Origin of the sequence: Streptomyces sp. NPDC002209 (assembly GCF_042890265.1) — a bacterium.
Taxonomy (GTDB): Bacteria; Actinomycetota; Actinomycetes; order Streptomycetales; family Streptomycetaceae; genus Streptomyces.
In genome coordinates this window covers 51,905-70,657 of the sequence record NZ_JBIARX010000015.1, presented here as the reverse complement: position 1 = coordinate 70,657, position 18,753 = coordinate 51,905, and the positions used below count along the sequence as shown (strand labels likewise).

At 71.7% G+C, this 18,753-nt stretch carries 9 protein-coding genes; 1 reads left to right on the top strand and 8 read right to left on the bottom strand.

The window, feature by feature from the left end:
- Positions 1–6 precede the first annotated feature (6 nt).
- Genes ACFYXK_RS25775 through ACFYXK_RS25755 form a run of 5 tightly spaced genes read right to left on the bottom strand, consistent with a single transcriptional unit; the run spans position 7 to position 10,984 of the window.
- Positions 7–5,544 (bottom strand): SDR family NAD(P)-dependent oxidoreductase, encoded by a 5,538-nt coding sequence (locus ACFYXK_RS25775; RefSeq protein ID WP_389413240.1) that lies wholly within the window; start codon positions 5,542–5,544, stop codon positions 7–9.
- A 41-nt stretch (positions 5,545–5,585) separates the two neighbouring features.
- Complete coding sequence (locus ACFYXK_RS25770) at positions 5,586–8,714, bottom strand: type I polyketide synthase (RefSeq protein WP_389413239.1); 3,129 nt, start codon at positions 8,712–8,714, stop codon at positions 5,586–5,588.
- Positions 8,715–8,766: 52 nt separating this feature from the next.
- The gene (locus ACFYXK_RS25765) at positions 8,767–9,504 is read right to left on the bottom strand and encodes a thioesterase II family protein (RefSeq protein WP_389413238.1); all 738 of its coding nucleotides are present in this window, start codon (positions 9,502–9,504) and stop codon (positions 8,767–8,769) included.
- Positions 9,501–10,751 (bottom strand): cytochrome P450, encoded by a 1,251-nt coding sequence (locus tag ACFYXK_RS25760; RefSeq protein ID WP_389413237.1) that lies wholly within the window; start codon positions 10,749–10,751, stop codon positions 9,501–9,503. The genes ACFYXK_RS25765 and ACFYXK_RS25760 overlap by 4 nt, the downstream gene beginning before the upstream one ends.
- A complete protein-coding gene (locus ACFYXK_RS25755; RefSeq protein ID WP_389413236.1) occupies positions 10,748–10,984 on the bottom strand; it encodes a phosphopantetheine-binding protein in 237 nt (78 codons plus the stop codon). Before ACFYXK_RS25755 ends, ACFYXK_RS25760 begins: the two co-directional genes overlap by 4 nt.
- Before the next feature lie 392 nt (positions 10,985–11,376).
- On the opposite strand from ACFYXK_RS25755, the gene ACFYXK_RS25750 reads away from it, so the two are divergent.
- Positions 11,377–12,882, top strand: a complete 1,506-nt coding sequence (locus ACFYXK_RS25750) for an FAD-dependent monooxygenase (protein WP_389413235.1) — start codon at positions 11,377–11,379, stop codon at positions 12,880–12,882.
- Positions 12,883–12,939: 57 nt separating this feature from the next.
- Here ACFYXK_RS25750 and ACFYXK_RS25745 read toward each other — a convergent pair whose 3' ends face one another.
- The 3 genes from ACFYXK_RS25745 to ACFYXK_RS25735 form a co-directional block, all read right to left on the bottom strand.
- Positions 12,940–16,758, bottom strand: coding sequence for an amino acid adenylation domain-containing protein (locus ACFYXK_RS25745; protein WP_389413234.1), 3,819 nt, complete (start codon positions 16,756–16,758; stop codon positions 12,940–12,942).
- Positions 16,759–17,017: 259 nt separating this feature from the next.
- The gene (locus tag ACFYXK_RS25740) at positions 17,018–17,779 is read right to left on the bottom strand and encodes an ABC transporter permease (protein ID WP_266674330.1); all 762 of its coding nucleotides are present in this window, start codon (positions 17,777–17,779) and stop codon (positions 17,018–17,020) included.
- On the bottom strand, positions 17,776–18,729 hold the full coding sequence (locus ACFYXK_RS25735; protein WP_389413233.1) for an ATP-binding cassette domain-containing protein: 954 nt from the start codon (positions 18,727–18,729) through the stop codon (positions 17,776–17,778). Before ACFYXK_RS25735 ends, ACFYXK_RS25740 begins: the two co-directional genes overlap by 4 nt.
- Positions 18,730–18,753 lie beyond the last annotated feature (24 nt).

The following is an 18,753-nucleotide window of genomic DNA, read 5'->3' as shown; positions in this document are numbered from 1 at the left end:
TCTCCCCTAGCCGAGCTCTTTGTCCAGTAGCGCGAGAAGGTCTCCCGCCGAGGCCGAACTGATCTGGTCGACGATGCCGACCGGTGCTCCGGCGCTCACCAGCGAACGGACTCGGCCCTGCAGCTCGCCGAGCAGCGTGGAAATGGTGTTCTTGTCCTCGTCCCCGAGCTCGAGGAACGCCTCCTCCAGGCGGGCGCCCAGTCCGTTGATCTCCTTGGCCAGGTGATCGGCCGGAGATTCCGGGGCGGCGCCGGAGTCGGGGGTGATGCGCGCGTTCAGGAACTGCGCGAGGGCGGTGGGGTTCGGGTGGTCGAACACCAGCGTGGAGGGCAGCTTCAGGCCGGTCACCGCCGACAGCTTGTTCCGCAGCTCCAGCCCGGTGAGCGAGTCGATCCCCAGTTTCCTGAACGTCGCAGCGGGGGTGATCCGCCGGGCGTCCGGGTGGCCGAGGACGATCGCGGTCTGCGCCCGGACGGCGTCGAGCAGCACCGCCTCCGCCTCGGCCGGCGCCAGCGACGCCAGCTGATGCGCGAGTGCGCTGTCGGTGGACTCCCGGCTCCCCGGGCCGCCGGATCCGGCAGGCGTCCCGATCAGGGCGCGCAGGAGCGGCGAAGCCGCGCCCGGTGCCGCGAGGTTCAGTCGCGCCGGCACCAGGACCGGCTCGTCCAGCGAGATCGCCCGGTCGAAGAGCGCGAGGCCCTCCTGCGAGGCCATCGGCAGCACGCCCTGCCGCTGGAGGCGTACGACGTCCGTGTCGCCGATGTCGGCGACCATCTCGCTGCGTTCGGCCCAGAAGCCCCAGCACAGCGAGGTGGCCGGCAGGCCCTCGGCCCGACGGGTTTCCGCGAGGCCGTTGAGGAACGCGTTGGCGGCGGCGTAGTTGGCCTGTCCCGCCGTCCCGAGCACGCTCGCGATCGAGGAGAACAGCACGAACGCGGACAGGTCCAGATGGCGGGTCAGCTCGTGCAGGTGCCAGGCGCCGTTCACCTTGGGCGCGAGGACCGTGTCCACGCGGTCCTCGGTCAGCGCCTGGACGACTCCGTCGGCCAGCACGCCCGCGCAGTGGATCACCGCGGTCAGCGGGTGCTCGGACGGCACCGCGGCGAGGAGCTCCGCGACGGAGTCACGGTTCGCGACATCGCAGGCCACGACCTCGACCTGCGCTCCCGCCCCGGTCAGTTCCTCCTGCAGCCCTGCCGCCGCCGGGGCGGACAGGCCCCGCCGGCTGGTCAGCACCAGCCGGCGCACGCCGTGGCGCTCCACGAGGTGCCGGGCCAGCATCGCGCCCAGGCCGCTGGTGCCACCGGTGATCAGCACCGTCCCGGACCCGAGGGCGGGTACGTCTTCCGCCCCGCCGAGGGCTCCGGCACCGGCGGACGCGCCGTGGGCGCGGGCCAGTTCCGGCGTGGTCACCTCGCCGGCCCGGATCTTGAGCTGGAGTTCTCCGGTTCCGGCCGCTGCGGGGACGCCGGCCCACGAGGCGGGCAGGCCGTCCGTGTCCACGAGCGTGAACCGGCCCGGGTTCTCGGTCTGCGCGGTGCGTACGAATCCCCAGACGGCGGTCGCCGCGGGGTCGGGGCGGGGCACCTGCTCGTCGTGGATCGCGTCCTGCGTCACGAAGACCAGGCGGGAGTCGGCGAACCGGTCGTCGGCGAGCCAGTCCTGGGTCCAGCGCAGCACACGGTGGAGGTTGCGCTCGACGGCGGCGGGTGTGTCGTCGCCGTCCGTGCCGGTCCGTTCGACGGCGGCGATGACGACCGGGGGGATGCCGCTGCCGGACGCGGCGAGTTCGCCGAGGCCGGCGTAGACCTCTGCGCCCTCTTCCGGGGCACCGGCGGGTGCGCCCACCACCGCGTGGCGGACCGTGGGGTGACCGGAGGGAACCGCGAGGGGGGCCCAGTCCACCTGGAACAGTGCGTCCTGGTGGTCGAAGCCCAGCTCGGTCAGCTGCTGCACGTCCGCGGGCCCGAGGGTCAGCGATGCGACGCCGCCGACGGGGGCTCCGCTGCGGTCCGCGAGGGTCACGGACAGCGCGTTCTCCCCCGCGGGTGCGAGACGGACGCGCAGGGCGGCGGGCTCGGCGGAGTTCACGCGGATGCCGGTGCAGCGCAGCGGCAGCCAGCCCTCGGGCCGGGAGTTGTCGACGAACTGCCCCAGACCGACCGGGAGCAGTGCGGCGTGGAGCAGCGCCGGGTGGATCCGGTACCGGCTGCGGTCCGCACCCTCGGCGGCGGGCAGCTCCACCTCCGCGAAGAGGGCGTCGCCCTGGCGCCAGACCTTCTGCAGGCCGCGGAACAGGGGCCCGTGGCCGAAGCCGAGGGCGGCCAGCCGGGCGTACTCGTCCTCGACGGGCACGGCGACCGCGCCCGCGGGCGGCCACGCGACGAGGGCCTCCTCCACGGGGGTGCTCGCGGCGGCGGACCCGACGACGCCGACGGCGTTGCGCGTCCACCCGGTGTCGCCTTCGCCCCGGGAGTGCACGCTGATCACGCTCTTGCCGTCGACCACGACGCGGATCTCGCGCTCGGCCGTCCGGGAGAGCACCAGCGGCGTTTCCAGGGTGAGTTCGTCGACGACGTCGCCCCCGGCCTTGTGGGCGGCCCAGACCGCCATCTCCAGCAGCGCCGCCGCCGGCACCAGGACGGCGCCGTGGACCACGTGCTCGGCGAGCCAGGGGTGGCGCTCCAGGGACAGCCGCCCGCTGCCCACCACGCCGCCGTTCTCCCCGTCGTCGGGCAGATCGATCACGGCGTCGAGCAGCGGGTGGTCCGACGTGCTCCCGGCTGCGGTGGTCTCGTCGGGTGCGTTCAGCCAGTAGCGCTGCCGCTGGAAGGCGTACGTGGGCAGCTCGACCCACGGGCCGTCCCAGTCCTGGAACGCGTTCTTCCACGACACCTCGACGCCCGCCACGAAGGCCTCGGCCGCCGACCGGTGGAAGCGCGCGAGGCCGCCCTCGCCGCGGCGCAGCGTGCCCACGACGGCGGCCTCGACGCCCGCGCCGTCCAGGGTCTGTTCCACACCGATCGTCAGTACGGGGTGGGCGGACGCCTCGACGAAGAAGCGGAAGCCCTGCTCGGCCAGAGCCCGGGTCGCCTCCTCGAAGCGGACCGTCCGGCGCAGGTTGGTGTACCAGTACTCGGCGTCCATGCACGTCGTGTCCAGCCAGTCGGCCGTCACGGTCGAGAAGAACGGCACCTCGGACGTACGCGGCCGGAGCCCCGCCAGAACCCTGCGCAGTTCGCCTTCGATGGCCTCCACGTGCCGGGAGTGCGAGGCGTAGTCCACCGGAACCCGGCGGGCCCGCACCTCGTCCGCCTCGCAGCCGGCCAGCAGTGCATCGAGCTCGGCCACGTCGCCCGAGACGACGACGGAGGAAGGCCCGTTGACCGCCGCGACCGACAGCCCGTCCGTCAGACGTGCGCGCACGTCTTCCACCGGGAGCGCGACCGACACCATGCCGCCGCGCCCCGACAGGGCCAGGATCGCCTTCGAGCGGAGCGCCACCACCTTCGCGGCGTCCTCGATCGACAGCGCGCCGGCGACGCACGCGGCGGCGATCTCACCCTGGGAGTGGCCCACGACGGCCGCGGGCTGCACCCCGTACGAGCGCCACACCTCGGCCAGCGACACCATCACGGCCCACAGCACGGGCTGTACGACGTCCACGCGTTCCAGCGCTTCGGCGTCGCCGAGCACGTCGTGGAGGGACCAGTCGACGTGCGGCGACAGCGCGTCCGCGCACTCCTGCATGCGGCGCGCGAACACCGGGGAGGACTCCCACAGCTCGCGCCCCATCTCGACCCACTGCGATCCCTGGCCCGGGAACACGAACACCGTCTTGCCCACCGGCTTCGCGGCTCCGGTCACCACGGCGGCGGCGCCGCTGTCGTCACCCGCGGCAGCGGCGGTCAGGGCGGCGAGCAGCTCGTCCCGGTCGGCGCCGATGACCACCTGGCGGTGTTCGAACAGGGATCGCGTCGTCACCAGCGAGGGTCCGACGCCCGCGAGCGGGAGGTCCGCGTCCGCGGCCAGGCGGTCGCGCAGCCGCAGCGCCTGCTCGCGCAGCGCCTCCGGCGACCGCGCCGACAGCACCCACGGCACCGCGGCGGGCGCCGGACGGGCCGTGGCCTGCCCGGGTGCCTGCCCGGGGGTCTCGGGTGCCTGCTCGAGGATCAGGTGCGCGTTGGTGCCGCTGATGCCGAAGGCGGAGATGCCGGCCCGCCGGGGGCGTCCCGGCCGGGTGGTCCACTCCCGGGCCTCGGTCAGCAGCTCGACCGCGCCGGACGTCCAGTCGACGTGCGTGGAGGGTCGGTCCACGTGGAGGGTCTTGGGGAGCACGCCGTGGCGTATCGCCATGGTCATCTTGATGATGGCACCGACGCCTGCGGCCGCCTGGGTGTGGCCGATGTTGGACTTCAGGGAGCCCAGCCACAGCGGGCTGTCGTGGTCGCGGTCCTGCCCGTAGGTGGCGAGCAGGGCTTCCGCCTCCATGGGGTCGCCCAGCCTCGTGCCGGTGCCGTGCGCCTCCACCGCGTCCACGTCGCTCGCCTGCAGCCCGGCATCGGCCAGCGCTGCCCGGATGACCCGGCGCTGGGCCAGTTCGTTCGGCGCGGTGAGGCCGTTGGAGGCGCCGTCCTGGTTGGTCGCCGAGCCGCGGATCACGGCGAGGATGCGGCGCCCGTTGCGCTGCGCGTCCGAGAGCCGCTCGAGGACGAGCATGCCCGCGCCCTCGGAGAAGCCGGTGCCGTCGGCCGCGTCGGCGAACGCCTTGCAGCGCGCGTCGTCCGACAGGCCGCGCTGGCGGCCCATCTCCACGAGCAGGCCCGGGGTCGGCATGGCCGACACCCCGCCGGCCAGCGCCAGGGTGCACTCCCCGGACCGCAGGGAGCGGACGGCCTGGTGGACGGCGACGAGCGAGGACGAGCACGCGGTGTCGGTGGACACCGCCGGGCCCTCCAGGCCCAGCGCGTACGACACGCGGCCCGAGGCGACGCTGGGGAGCGTGCCGGTGAGCTGGAAGCCCTCGACCTCGCCGGATGCCGCGCCGCCCATCCGCGGGCCGTAGTCGGTGGTGTAGATGCCGGTGAACACGCCGGTCGCCGAGCCGCGCAGCGCGGCCGGGTCGATGCCCGCCCGCTCCAGCGCCTCCCACGACGTCTCCAGCATCAGCCGCTGCTGCGGGTCCATCGCGAGCGCCTCGCGCGGGCTGATGCCGAAGAACGGCGCGTCGAACTCGGCGAGGTCGTGCAGGAACCCGCCGGAGCGCGTGTTCGTCGTGCCGGGCGTCTCGGGGTCCGCGGAGTACAGGGCCTCCAGGTCCCAGCCGCGGTCCTGCGGGAACTCGGTGATCGCGTCCACGCCCTCGGACACGACTCCCCACAGTCCTTCGGGGGACGTCACCCCACCCGGGAAGCGACACCCCACACCCACGACCGCGATGGGCTCGCGCGCGGACTCCTCCAGCTCGCGCACCCGCTCGCGCAGGTCCTGCGCATCGCCGACGGCGCGTCGCAAGTAGGACCGGAGCTTGTCGACATCCTCCACCAGGGCCTCCCCCAACCAATTGCTTCGAAGAACAGGTGTGGCTACACGTATCCGCGTTCGATCATTTCGTACAAATCATCATCACTGCGACTTTCCAGACTCGGGTCCTCCGGACCCGGGCTTTCCGGATGCGCAGCCTCCAGCGATTCCGGGGCCTCGGCCGCCTGCGGCTCGAGGAGGGAGAAGACGTGGTGGGCGAGCTTCTGCGGAGTGGGGTAGGTGAACGCGACGGTGGCCGGGAGCCGTACTCCGGCCACCGCGGCGAGCCGGTTGCGGAGCGCCACGGCCGTCGAGGAGTCGAAGCCCAGCACCTTGAAGGTCTCGGTCGCCCTCGCCTCGAGATAGGCGAACGTGCGATCCGCGTCCTTCGCACTCAGCAGCGCCGCCGTTTCGGCGCACACGAGGGTCAGGACCGACGCTTCCGAGCCCAGGTACGCCGCCCTGGTGCTCGCGTCCGGTCCGCTCGCCTGCGCGGCGGGGCCGTTCGCGGCCCCGGCGCCGTCCGGCGCCGTCAGCCAGTACCGCTGCCGCTGGAACGCGTAGGTCGGAAGGCCGATCCGGCGCGGCCGGGCTGCGGCGAACACCGCCTTCCAGTTCACCGGCACTCCGCGCACGTGCAGTTCGGCCAGCGACGCCAGGACCTGGCCCGCGCTCCCGTCGCGCTTGTGCAGGGTGCTCACCACGACCGGCGGGGCCGCCAGTGCGTCGGCGGCCTCCTCCATCGCCACCTGGAGCACGGGGTGCGGGCTGACCTCGACGAACACGCCGCCGTGGTCCTGCATCAGGCCTTCGACGACCTCGCCGAAGCGCACCTTCGAGCGCAGGTTGTCGTACCAGTACGAGGCGTCGAGCACGCGGGTGTCGAGCAGTCCGCCGGTGACCGTGGAGTGGAACTTCACGGCCGACTCCCGCGGCGAGAGACCCGCCGTGTCCTCGAGCAGACGGTCACGGATGGCTTCGACGTGGTGGGAGTGCGAGGCGTAGTCCACCTTGACCCGGCGCACCCGGACGTCCTCGCCGGCCGCCATCGCCGCGAACTCGTCCAGGGCCGCGCCGTCTCCGGCGATCACCACCGAGGCCGGCCCGTTGACGGCGGCCACGGAGAGCCTCCCCGACCACTGCTCCAGCCGGTCGTGGACCCACGCGGAGGACGCGGCCACCGCGCTCATCCCGCCGCCCAGGCCGGCCAGGTCGATCAGTGCCCGGCTGCGCAGGGCGACGATCCGGGCCGCGTCCTCGAGCGACAGGGCGCCCGACGCGCACGCCGCGGCGATCTCGCCCTGCGAGTGGCCCACGACGGCGTCGGGGACCACGCCGAGGGAGCGCCACACCTGCGCCAGCGACACCATCATCGCGAACAGCGCCGGCTGGACCACGTCCACCCGCTCCAGCGAGGCGGCCGACTCCGCTCCGGTCAGCACGTCCACCAGGGACCAGTCCACGTACGGGGCCAGGGCCTGCGCGCACGCGTCGACCGAGCGGGCGAACACCTCCGACTCCGCGTACAGCTGCCTGCCCATGCCCAGCCACTGCGACCCCTGGCCGGGGAACACGAAGACGACGGGGCCCGGCGACCCCGCGGCCACTGCGCGAACGGCCCGCGCCGAGTCACCGCCCGCCGCGATCAGGTCGAGACCGGCCAGCGACTCCTCGCGGTCACCGCCGAGCACCACCGCCCGGTGGTCGAACAGCTGCCGTGTGGACACCAGCGAGTGGCCGACGTCCGCTGCCGACAGCGAGTCGTCCGCGGCGACGAGGTCGCGCAGGCGGGCCGCCTGCTCGCGCAGGGCCGGCTCCGAGCGGGCCGAGAGCACCCACGGCTGCACGCCGGAGGCGTCCGCCCGGCCCGGGTCGCCGGCTGCGGCGCCGGCTTCCGCCTGCGCCTGCGGGGCCTGTTCCAGGATCACGTGAGCGGTGGTGCCGCCCAGGCCGAACGACGACACGCCGGCGCGGCGCGGCCGCTCGGCAGTGCCCGGCCAGGCCCGCGCGGCCCGGACGACCTCGAAGTCCTCGTGGAAGTTCTGGATGTTGGGGTTCGGGGCGCGGAAGTTCACGCTCGGGACGAGGTGGCCGCGGTCCACGCAGAGCGCCGACTTCACGAAGCCGACGAGTCCGGCGGCCGGCTCCAGGTGCCCGACGTTCGCCTTCACCGATCCGATCGCCAGGGGACGGCTGCGGCCGCTCTCCCGGAACACCTCGCGCAGACCGGAGACTTCGGCGGGATCGCCCATCCGCGTGCCGGTGCCGTGGGCCTCGACGTAGTCGACGTCCTCGAACGCAACACCCGCGCGGGCGAGGGCGGACAGCACGGCCGAGGCCTGCCCGGTGGGGCTGGGGTCCGGCATCCGGCTGGACGCGCCACCGCTGGCGACGCCCCAGCCGCGCACCACCGCGTAGATGTGGTCGCCGTCGGCCACGGCGAGGTCGAGCCGCTTCAGCAGGACGAACGCCCCGCCCTCTCCCCGGACGAAGCCGTTGGCCCGTTCGTCGAAGGGGAAGCAGGTGCCGTCAGGCGACAGGGCGCCCAGGTTCGCCAGGCCGAGTCCGGCTTCCGGATCGACGACCAGCTCCACGCCGCCGGCGATCGCCATGTCGACCGCGCCGCTGCGGATCCGGTCGCAGGTCAGCGCCAGCGACACGAGGGAGGAGGACTGGCCCGAGTCCGCGCAGAAGCTCATGCCGCGGACGTCGAAGAGGCTCGAGATCCGGTTCGCGATCAGCGCGCCGCTCGAGCCGAGCGCGGCGTAGTGGTCGTCCTGGTCGCTGCCGGACCGCTTGCGCAGCAGCTCGTATCCGGAGGGCCCGCTGCCGACCACGACGTCGATCTCGCGGCCCGCGAGCGCGGCCGCCGGGATCCGGGCGTCTTCGACCGCTTCCCAGGCGAGTTCCAGGCCCAGCCGCTGCACGGGGTCCATGGCGGCCGCTTCCGCGGCGCCCGCCCCGAAGAACTCCGCGTCGAACCCGTCGATGGAGTCGAGGAACGAGCCCGCGTTCAGGGTGTCGGCGTCCGGGTGGGACATGTGGTTCGCGTCGGCCGCGCGGTGTTCGGGGAACGTTCCGACGGTCGACTCCCCGTCGAGCAGCAAGCGCCAGAACTCACCCAGGCTGTTCACACCGGGGAAGCGGCACGACATCCCGATGACGGCAATATCGGCGGCTGCGCCACTCATACGTATTCCTTCCGGTTCCCTCGGCATACGGCTCTTACGGGCTGCACTGCTTTCAGCGCCAACCGGTCAACAACTTCTGCAGCTCGTCCGGCGCGTCCATGAAGTCGTAATGGCCGCCGCCGACGACCCGGAATTCGACCGAATCCGAGTACTGACGCCAGCCCCGGAGCTCTTCGAGGCTCACGTCGGGGTCGTCCTGCCAGTGCAGGACGACGATGGGGCAGTCCACCTTGACCGGCTCCGGCCGCCGGTACGCGCCCGCGGCGGCGTGGTCGCGGAGCAGCACGAACATGCCCATGTCGATCATGTCCGGCCGCGGCTCGATCCCGCGGCTGCGGATGAACGACTCCAGCTCGGCGCGCAGCTCGGGCTCGGACATGGTGAGCATCCGGTCGCGCGAGGCGTCGTGCGGGGCCGGCTGGCCCGACACGACGAGGCAGTCCGGGCCGCGCAGGCCGAGTTCGGCGAGCTTGAGGACGGTCTCGTAGGCCGGTATCGCGCCCGCGCAGTGCGCGAAGAACGCGTACGGGCGGTCGAGCAGCGGCTCCAGCGGTTCGACCAGGCTCGCGGCCAGGTTCTCGTAGGTGCCGTAGTGCGGGTGGCCCAGCCGGTTCTCGCGGCCGGGGAACTGCACCGGGCAGATCTCGGCGTCGTCGATCGCGGCCGGCCAGGCGCTGAACGCCGAAGCCCCGGACCCGGAGAAGGGGAAGCAGAAGATCCGGGCGGGGTGGTCGGCGGACGGCGGCCGGACGAACCACGGCGAGGCGACGGTGGTGGAGCCGGTTGTCATGGCGTCTGCCGTTTCTTGCCGACGATGGGGAGGTGGGTCATGCCGGCGATGAAGTACGACCGCAGGTGCTGCGGTTCGCCGGCGAGCTCGATCGATTCGAAGCGCTGGAGCAGCTCCTCGAAGAAGATGCGCAGCGTCATGCGGGCCAGCGGCGCACCGATGCAGAAGTGCGTCCCGAACCCGAACGCGGCCTGGCGCTTCGCGCCTTCGCGCGTGATGTCGAAGGTGTGCGGGTCGGGGAACAGGGACTCGTCCCGGTTGGCCGAGCCGATCCACGCCACGACCGCGCCGCCGGCCGGGATCACTCCCCCGCCGATCTCGACGTCGTCGACCGCGTACCGCATGAAGTTGCACGCGGCCGAGGTCCAGCGCAGCCCTTCCTCGACCAGGTTCGGGACCAGCGACAGGTCGGCCGCCGCCTTGTCGTACTGCACGGGCCGCTCGATGAGCGCCTGCACGGTGCCCGAGACGGTGTGCGGCGTCGTCACGTTGGCGCCCAGCAGGATGCTGTAGCCGTCGAGGGCGATCTCCTCGTCGGAGAGCGGCGTGCCTCCCGGAGCGACGCTCATGAGGTGGTGGAGCAGGCTTTCGCCCTCCTCGCCGGTCGCCCGGCGGGTCTTGACCCACTCCTTGACGTAGGTGACGAGCTCGTGGTGGGAGATGGCCAGGGTCGCGGCCTCGCTGCCCAGCTGGAAGTGCGGGTCCGAGGGCGCCGTCACCATCGCGGTCAGCTGGACGAGCTCGGCCCAGTCCTTCTCCGGGATGCCCAGGAGCGGACCCGTGACCATCGCCGGGAGGAGCAGGGCCTTCTCGGCCAGGTCGAAGGTCTCACCGTCGAGCGCCGGCTCGAGGAAGCCCACGACCGTGCGCCGGATCGAGTCCTCCCAGGACTTCACCGCGCGCGCGGTGAGCTTGGAGCCGAGCGGGCGGCGGACCTCGGTGTGCCGCGGCGGGTCGGTGGACGTCATCAGCACGCCGGCCGCGACGTCGTCCGTCCCGAGGTGCGTGGGCACGGTGCCGCGCTCGGAGGTGAACTCCCGGTGGTCGCTGAGCACGCGGCGGACGTCCTCGTAGCGGGTCACCGACCAGAACTCTCGGCCGTCCGGCAGGACCTGGTGGTGCAGGGGCCGCTCGGCCCGCATCACGTCCCAGATCGGGTGCGGATCGCCCGACGTGTAGAGGTCCAGGTCGAACAGGTCGACGCTGTCGAGGTCGATGTCGCGCCCGGGACCAGGCGTCAACCTCACGCCGCCGCCCTCCCCTGCTCGATCAGCTCGGCCACCCGGGCCGGGGTCTGGGCCAGGTAGAAGTCGCGCACGGACAGCTGGACGCCGTAGTTCTGCGACACCTGATCGATGATCTTGATTCCGGTCAGCGAATTGCCGCCGAGCGTGAAGAAGTCGTCTTCCACCCCGACCTCGGGGCAGTCGAGGAGTCCCTTCCACAGCTCGGCGATTTCCTGTGCCAGCGTCGATTCCATTGCCACTCTTTCCTTCCTCCGCCGACCGGGAGTGCCCGCCCGCGTCATTTTCGGCCCGGTCTCCGGACCGTCACCGCCATCACGACCACTGGGGCCCTTTTGCGCTGTCCCGCCGGCGAGACAAATTGTTCGAATGGCCGAATCGAGTGTCGCGTGAATGCGCGACCGCTCACACCGTGTTGGTGGTCTCCGGTGCTCTTTGGCCGCTGGGGTTGAGCGTGGACCGGCGAGCCTGCACGCGACGCCCCTGTCCCGCCGGCGGGACAGGACAAGTTCGCCGGCGGCCCGTGTCGCCCCGGCACCGGCGTTCCTTGACCGGCTGATCCGCGTTCAGTGAACGTGGACGTGATTTAACGACGTTAGAGGCGCACTGGAACAGAGGGGGCAACGACGTGGGAGACACCGGCTTCGACACGGACGTGGTGATCGCGGGCGCCGGGCCGACGGGCCTGATGCTCGCCTGCGAGCTGCGGCTGGCGGGCGCCGATGTGGTGGTGGTCGAGCGGCTCGCGGAACGGACGGGCGAGTCGCGAGCCGGCGGGATCCACTCGCGCACCCTGGAGGTGCTGGACCAGCGGGGCGTCCTGGACCGCTTTCTCGCGGCCGGCGAACTGCAGCCGGTCGGCCATTTCTCCGGCCTTTATCTGGACTTCGACGAGTCGGAGTCGAGGCACCCCTACCCGCTGATGATCCTTCAGTCCGACATCGAGCGGCTGCTGGAGGAGTGGGCCGGCGAGCTCGGCGTGCAGGTCCGCCGCTCGTCCGAGGTGAGCGGGATCCGCCAGGACCAGGACGGAGTGACGGTCGAGCTGGGCGCGGCGCAGGCGACGCTGCGCGCCCGCTACCTCGTGGGCTGCGACGGCGGGCGCAGCACGGTGCGCAAGCTGGCGGGCATCGACTTCCCCGGCACCGATGCGACGATGACCGCGCTGATCGGCGACGTCGAACTCCCCGACCTGCCCGAGGACTACGTCTGGGTGCGGCGCTGTGCGGGCGGCGACTACTCGGCGATCGCCTTCGAGCCGGGCTGGTACCGGGTGATCACGTCCGAGTACGACCGCGTCGCGGACCGCGACGAAGCGCCGACGTTCGAGCAGCTCCGGGATTCCCTGATCAGGGTCGCGGGCACCGACTTCGGCATGCACAGCCCGCGCTGGGTCTCCCGGTTCAACGACGCCGCGCGGCAGGCCGCCACGTACCGGGAGGGGCGGGTGCTGCTCGCGGGCGACGCGGCGCACATCCACTTCCCGGCCGGCGGGCAGGGGCTGAACATGGGCGTGCAGGACGCGGTCAACCTCGGCTGGAAGCTCGCCTCGGTGGTCCGCGGCCGGGCGCCCGAGAGCCTGCTGGACAGCTACCACGCCGAGCGCCACCCCGTCGGGGAGCGCGTTCTGCACAACACCCGGGCGCAGTCCGCCCTGGCCCGCCCCGGCGCACAGACGGACGCGCTGCGCGAGGTGTTCGGCTCGCTCATGGTGTTCGACGACGTCAACCGGCATCTGCGTCTCATGCTCACCGCACTGGACATCCGCTACCCGGTCGACGTCGACCACCCGCTGGCGGGCCGCCGGGTGCCCGACGCCGACCTCAAGACGCCCGAAGGCACCATCGGCGTCTACGACCTGTTGCACGCCGCCCGCCCGGTACTGCTGGACCTGAGCGGCAGTGCCGAGCTGGCGGCGGTCGCCAAGGGCTGGGCCGATCGCGTCGACCTCGTGGAGGCGCGGAGCGAGGACGGCAGCTGGCCCGTCCCGGCCATCGACGAGGTCCCGGCTCCCGCCGCGCTCCTCATCCGCCCCGACGGCCATGTCGCCTGGGCGTCCGACGGCGGCGCGCCCGACACCTCCGCGCTGCGGGCCGCCCTCACCACCTGGTTCGGTCCGGCCCTGCAGGGCTGAGGGACGACATGGCGGCGGCCGCCAGGACCCGTTCGGGGTCTTGACGGCCGCCGTCGGTCATTCGGCCAGCTTGCGGTTGATGACTTCGAACACCTCCGCCACGGATGCGGGCATGTTCATCTCGTGGTGCGTGGCGTGCACGTCGTGCACCTCGATGGAACCGGTGACGTAGGGCCGCCACAGGTGGGCGTACTGCTCGTCCTGGAGCGTCGCGCTGAAGAAGAGCACGTCACCGTCGTAGACGGGCGACTCGAACGTCATCATGAGGTTCGAGTTGTTGGCCAGCACCTTGGACATGGTGTCGAGGAAGTCCTGCCGGTTGTCGGTGCCGATGTACTGGCCGAAGAAGTCCTCGAGCTCCGACCGGTACTCCGCCAGGGTCTTGTTGGCGTGGATCTCCGTCCATCCGTGTCCGCCGGGCTGGGAGTCCAGGATGGCCACGAGGGCGATCTCGTGCCCGAGCTTGTCCAGCGCGTGCGCGACGGCCTGGACGACGGTGCCGCCGTAGGACCAGCCGACGAGGTGGAAGGGCCCCTCCGGCTGGATCTTCAGCATCTCGGCGACGTAGTCGTCGACCATCTCCGCCACGGATCCCACCAGCGAGTCCACGCCGTCGGAGCCGCGGGACTGCAGGGCGTACGCCTTCCGGTCCTGCACGTGCGTCACGAAGCTGAAGTACGCCCAGCCCAGCCCGCCTCCCCCGTGGAAGAACCACATGGGCTCCTTGCCCGTGCCGGGATCGCCGTTCAGCGGCAGAACGACCGCGAACGGGTCGTCGTTGTCCATGGGAGTGCCGATGAGCACGAGCGAGGCCAGCTCGGCCACCGTGGGGAACTTGATGATCGTCCTGATGGGGATCTCGACGTCGAACTCCTTGCGGATGCGGACGCTGAGCCGGGTGGCGAGGAGCGAGTGCCCGCCGTGCGTGAAGAAGTTGTCGTGGATGCCGACCTTCTCCCGGCGGAGCAGCTCGGCGAAGAGGGCGCACAGTTTCTCTTCGTGGGCGTCGCGCGGCTCGCCGCCGGCCACGGCGGGCGTGTGCTCCGCGGGCAGTGCCCGCCGGTCGAGCTTGCCGTTCGGGGTCAGCGGGATCTCCGCCAGCGGGATCAGCGCGGAAGGCACCATGTACTCCGGCAGGCGCCCGCGCAGGTGCTCGGACAGCTCGGCGAGCAGCTCACCGGCCGACGCGTCGGCCGGGGCTCCGGAATCGGCTGCCGGCACCACGTAGCCGACGATGCGCTTGTCGCCTTCGTGGTCCTCGCGTACGACGACCACCGCCTGCGCCACGCCGGGGTGGCGGGCCAGCGCGTTCTCGATCTCGCCCAGCTCGATGCGGAAGCCCCGGACCTTCACCTGGTGGTCGGTGCGCGCGATGTACTCGAGCTGACCGTCCCTGTCCCACCGCACCAGGTCCCCGGTGCGGTACATCCGGGCGCCGTCGGGTCCGAACGGACACGCCACGAACCGCTCGGCGGTCAGCTCCGGCCGGCCCTGGTACCCGCGGGCCACCCCGTCACCGGCGATGTACAGGTCGCCCCGCACCCCGCGCGGAACCGGTCGCAGCCGCGAGTCGAGCACGTACACCTGGGTGTTGCCAATCGGCTTCCCGATCGCCGGCGCACCCGCACCGGCCTTCAGGGGGGCCATGGTGGACCACGTGGTCGTCTCGGTCGGGCCGTACCAGTTGCCCGCTTCGGCGGCCTGCTCCGCCAGCGTGTCGGCCAGCCGGGCCGGCACGGCCTCCGCGCCGGTGATGATCCGCAGCCCCTGAGCGGCGTTCGGCTCGTGCGTCAGCAGCATCTGCCAGAACGCGGGCGTGGCCTGGACCACGGTGACGCCGTGGCGGCGTATGAACGCCATCATGGCCGACGGGTCGGTGACGGTGTCCTTCTTCGCCATGACCATGGTCGCGCCGGCGACGAAGGGGAGGTACAGCTCGGTGTTCGCCATGTCGAACGAGACCGTCGTGCTGAACAGCATCCGGTCCGCCGGCGACAGCGGGAACCTCCGCTGCGTCGAGGCGATGAAGTTCGCGAGCGCGCCGCGCGGGACGGCGACCCCCTTCGGGGTGCCCGTCGATCCCGACGTGTAGATGACGTACTGGGTGTTCTCGGGACGGACGGCCACCTCGGGCGCCTCGTCCGGGTACTGCGAGACGTCCGCCCCGGCCAGCGTCCCGGCGTCGAGGACGAGTACCGGATCCACCTGCTCGAGGATGAAGTCGATCCGGGAGCGCGGGTGCTCCGGGTCGAGCGGAACGTAGGCTCCGCCGGCCTTCAGCACGGCCAGCAGCGCCACCATCAGGTTCACGGTCCGGGGCAGGCAGACGGCGACCAGCGATTCGGCCCGCACGCCGCGGTCGGCCAGCCAGTGCGCCAGCCTGTTGGACCGCGTCTCCAGCTCCCGGTAGGTGAGGGATTCGTCCTCGCCGATGACGGCGAGCGCCTCGGGTCTCTCCTCGGCTCGTCTTCGCACGGCGTCCAGCAGGCCCTGCTCCAGGGTCGGCTCGGCGGTGTCGTTGACCTCCTCCAGCAGCCGCTCCCGCTCCCCCGCGACCAGCACGTCCACGTCCCCGACGCGCACGCCCGGGTCGGCGACCAGCTGCTCCAGAACGCGCGCGAAGCGGGCGGCCATGGCCTCGACCGTGTCCCGGTCGAACAGCTGGGTCACGTACTGGATGTCGCCCCGCAGCGCCCCCGACTCGTCCAGGGCCATGCTGAAGAACAGGTCGACCATGGCCTTCGAGGTGAGGGCCTGTACGAACTCCACGTCGAGCCCGGGGAACTCGAGGACCGGCTTCTCGAAGTTCTGCCAGCCGCACATCACCTGGAACAGCGGCCGGTACGCGGTGGAGCGGTCGGGGTTGATCGCCTCGACCAGCACGTCGAAGGGCACGTCCTGGTGCTCGTAGGCGGCCAGTGCCTTGTTCCGCACCTGCGCGAGCACGTCGGCGAACGACGGGTTCCCGGAGAGGTCCACGCGCAGGACCAGGTTGTTGACGAAGCACCCGATCAGATCGGCCAGCGCCTCGTCGGTCCGCCCGGCGATCGGGGTGCCGAGCGGTATGTCCTGCCCGCCGCCGAGCTTGCTCAGCAGCACCGCCAGCGCGGAGTGCATGACCATCGCCATGGTCGTTCCGCGGTCGGCCGCCAGCTTCTCCAGCCCGGCCGCCACCTCAGGCTCCAGGCTGAAGCCGACCGTGTCGCCGTGGGTGGTCGCCTCGACGGACCGCGGACGGTCCAGCGGCAGGTCCAGCGGCTGGGGCACCCCGTCGAGTTCGTCGCGCCAGTACTCGATCTGCGCCCAGCCGAGGCCGTCCGGGTCGTCCAGTTCGCCGAGCACCTCGCGCTGCCACATCGTGTAGTGCTGGTACTGCACGGGCAGCGGCTCCCACTGCGGCGCCCCGCCGTCCTTGCGGGCGGCGTAGGCGGCGGCCAGGTCCCGTGCCAGCGGGGCGCCCGAGCTGCCGTCCGTGGCGATGTGGTGGATGACCAGGACCAGGACGTGCTCCTCGGGCGAGCAGCGCAGCAGGTGCGCCCGGAAGGGGATTTCGACCGCCAGGTCGAACCCGTGCGCGACGGCCTCGTCGATCGCGCCGGGCACGCCCTCGGAAGCCACCTCGACCACCGACAGCCGCGTCTGCTCCGAGGCCTCGGCCATCGGCAGGATCCGCTGGTGGGGCTCGCCCTCGCCGTCGGTCACGTACGTGGTGCGCAGGATCTCGTGCCGGTCGACCACATCGCTGATCGCCGCGGCGAGGGCGTCCTGGTCGAGGGGGCCGGTCAGCCGCAGGGCCGAGGGCATGTTCCAGGTCTCCCCGCCCTCCAGTTGGTGCATGTACCAGTAGCGGCGTTGCGCGAATGACAGCGGAACCATTGCTTCACTCCTTGAGGATCGTCTGGCTCAGGCCTCAGGGGACGTGAGCAGCCGATTCCTCCGCCCACGCAGCCACCTGTGGCAGGTCGAAGTACGTACGGGCCTGTCGCTCCCCGGCTCGGCGTAGGCGCAGCCGATCAGCCGGGTGGGGAGCGGAAAATGCCCGCATGGTGCCAAACACGGAGCCGCCCCGGCGACGCGCGGTCAGCCGAGGCGGCTCGGAGGGGGACGCCGACCAGCTGGTACGAGCCGGTCGGGGTCAGGCTCTCTTCTTGAACGTGGAGACCGCCCACACGTAGCCGAGGACGGCGATCCCGACGCACCAGGCGACGGCCGCGATCGCGTCGCCGCTCGAGGGGTTGCCCGCGAGCAGCCCGCGCAGCGTCTCGATGATCGGGGTGAAGGGCTGGTACTCGGCGAACTGCCGGACGCCGACGCCCATCGTTTCCGCCGGTACGAACGCGCTGCTCAGGAAGGGCAGCATGATGAGCGGCACGGCGCCCAGGCCCGCCGACTCCGCGGTCTTCGCGGCCAGCCCCATGGCGACCGTGAGCCAGCCGGCCGCGATGCTGAGCAGCACGATGATGCCGACCACGCCGAGCCAGTCGACGGCGCTCGCCTTGGGGTCGAAGCCCATCAGGAAGGCCACGCCGATGATGGCCGCGCAGCCCACCAGGGCGCGCACGGCGGTGATGACGACGTGCCCGGTCAGCATGGCGCCGCGGGAGACGTCCATGACCTTGAACCGGTTGATGATGCCCTTGGTCATGTCGGAGTTCACGGCCGTCGCGGTGGCCCCCAGGCCGTAGCTGATGGCCATCACGAGCAGACCCGGCGTCGCGTAGTCGATGTAGTCGTCGCCGACGCTGAACGCGCCGCCGAACACCTTGACGAACATCAGCATGATCACGATGGGGAACAGGACCGCGTTGAACATCGTGATGGGGTTGCGCACGTTGTGCTTGATGTTGCGGCGCAACATGATCGAGGAATCGGCCAACGGCGTCGAAGCAGTGCTCACTGTGCGATCGCCTCCTTGCTCAGGTGCTCGGTGCGCGTGGGGTCGGTCAGGGCGAGGAAGACGTCGTCGAGGTCCGGTCGCTGCACCGAGAACTCCAGGGCGTCGAGCGAGTGCGCGTCGAGCTGGTCCAGCAGGATCCGCAGCGACCGCGTCTCACCGTCGCTGGCCACCCGCAGCGTCAGCTCCTCGTCGTCCCGCACGGACCCGGTCAGGATGCGCGCCGCCGAGTCGAGTTCGTAGACGTCGGCGAACCGGAATCGGATGTGGGTGCCGGGGATCTGGCGCTTGAGCTCCTCGGGGGTGCCCTGGGCGACCAGGCGGCCCCCGTTGAGCACCGCGATCTGGTCGGCGAGCTGGTCGGCTTCCTCGAGGTACTGGGTGGTGAGGAAGATGGTGGTGCCCTCGGCCACGAGCTCGCGGACGATCCCCCACATCGTGCGCCGGCTGCGCGGGTCGAGACCCGTCGTCGGCTCGTCGAGGAAGATGATCTCCGGGTTGCCGACCAGCGTCATCGCCAGGTCGAGCTTGCGGCGCATGCCGCCGGAGTAGGTCGACGACAGCTTGTCCGCCGACTCCACCAGGTCGAAGCGCTCCAGCAGCTGCGTGACCACCTTGTCGCCGCCCCGCACCCGCTTCAGGTCCGTCATCAGCTGCAGGTTCTCGCGGCCCGACAGCAGATCGTCGACCGCGGCGAACTGACCGGTCACGCCGATGGCCGCGCGCGCCTGCTTGGTCGCGGTGGCCACGTCGTGCCCGGCGACGCGCACCGTACCGGCGTCGGCCTTCATCAGGGTCGTGAGGACGTTGACCGTCGTCGTCTTGCCGGCCCCGTTCGGGCCGAGCAGGGAGAAGATCGATCCTGCGGCGACATCGAAATCGATGCCGTCGAGGACGATCTTGTCGCCATATGCCTTGCGCAGCCCTGAAACTGCAATCGCTGAACTTCTCATTCCTCCACTTTCCTCTCCGGGCCT

What these genes read in the sequence shown, in the direction of transcription:
- ACFYXK_RS25770 (WP_389413239.1), bottom strand. Translation starts at nt 8,714, where the DNA reads ATGAGTGGCGCAGCCGCCGATATTGCCGTCATCGGGATGTCGTGCCGC.
- ACFYXK_RS25765 (WP_389413238.1), bottom strand. Translation starts at nt 9,504, where the DNA reads ATGACAACCGGCTCCACCACCGTCGCCTCGCCGTGGTTCGTCCGGCCG.
- ACFYXK_RS25755 (WP_389413236.1), bottom strand. Translation starts at nt 10,984, where the DNA reads ATGGAATCGACGCTGGCACAGGAAATCGCCGAGCTGTGGAAGGGACTC.
- ACFYXK_RS25745 (WP_389413234.1), bottom strand. Translation starts at nt 16,758, where the DNA reads ATGGTTCCGCTGTCATTCGCGCAACGCCGCTACTGGTACATGCACCAA.
- ACFYXK_RS25735 (WP_389413233.1), bottom strand. Translation starts at nt 18,729, where the DNA reads ATGAGAAGTTCAGCGATTGCAGTTTCAGGGCTGCGCAAGGCATATGGC.